Origin of the sequence: Rhodopirellula europaea 6C (assembly GCF_000338295.1) — a bacterium.
GTDB lineage: Bacteria > Planctomycetota > Planctomycetia > Pirellulales > Pirellulaceae > Rhodopirellula > Rhodopirellula europaea.
This window is the reverse complement of the sequence record NZ_ANMO01000078.1, coordinates 1-867: the sequence shown is the minus strand read 5'-3', so window position 1 is coordinate 867 and position 867 is coordinate 1. Positions and strand designations below refer to the sequence as shown.

The window sequence follows — 867 nt, the reverse complement described above, 5'->3', positions numbered from 1 at the left end:
CTCCGCAGGACGTTCGTCCTGTCTGCCAGCGGGGAAGGTGTGTTTGCAACCTGAATTCAGGGTGAAAAACACCGTCTTTTGCACCCGTGCCTCGGAAGCGGCAAACGCAAACCCGCGTCACGGAACCCTCGCCCGGTCGCCCAATTGCTGCAGACCGAGCCCCCTTCAGCTAAAATCAACACCCATTCTCCCCCATTTCCAAGCATGTACGACACCCTGTCGTCCAGAACCCCGTTGTCCGCACCTAGTCAAACCATTGGCCACAATTGTCGTACTTGAGGATGACGCTCGCCGTTCAAACGAGATGCGTCGCGTTATCGCGGATTCAACCCTGCCGTTTGACGTGCGGTTCTTCGACAACGCCCACGAACTGCTTCGATGGTTCCCCGGCAACATTGATAGCGTGGTAGCTGTGTCCCTCGACTGCGATCTTGACACAACCACCGCACGTGATTCCATGGACGCTGGATCGGGCGATGACGTCGCCAACTTTCTCGCCCCGCTGACGCCGCATTTCCCCATCGTGATTCACAGCTCAAACGCGATGCGAGCCCCGGCAATGCACATGACTCTTGCGCTCGCCGGTTGGCCAAATCTTTCATTGTCGCCGTACACTGACGCAGACTCGTGGCTTGCGGGGGTTTTACAAATGGTGGCTGACAACGCAGCGTAGCGGGCGGACAACATGGTTTTTACGCTAGGCCTGCGGCACACCTTCGCTCTTTGGCAACGATCGGTGGCCTTGGTATAATTTCTCGTAGTTCAGGCATCGTCCGCTTCGTTCAGGGCGGTGTCGTAAAAACCTTCCGTTGGCGGACACAGAGCGTATGAGGATTGCCGCCACCATCGCCGCGACACTTTTGCTGA

General features: G+C 57.3%; 1 protein-coding gene. It reads left to right on the top strand.

Annotated elements, in window-relative coordinates; translation table 11 throughout:
* Positions 1-304: 304 nt before the first annotated feature.
* Positions 305-673: a hypothetical protein gene (locus tag RE6C_RS06445; RefSeq protein WP_008654960.1), complete on the top strand. Its 369-nt coding sequence runs from the start codon at positions 305-307 to the stop codon at positions 671-673.
* Positions 674-867: the final 194 nt, after the last annotated feature.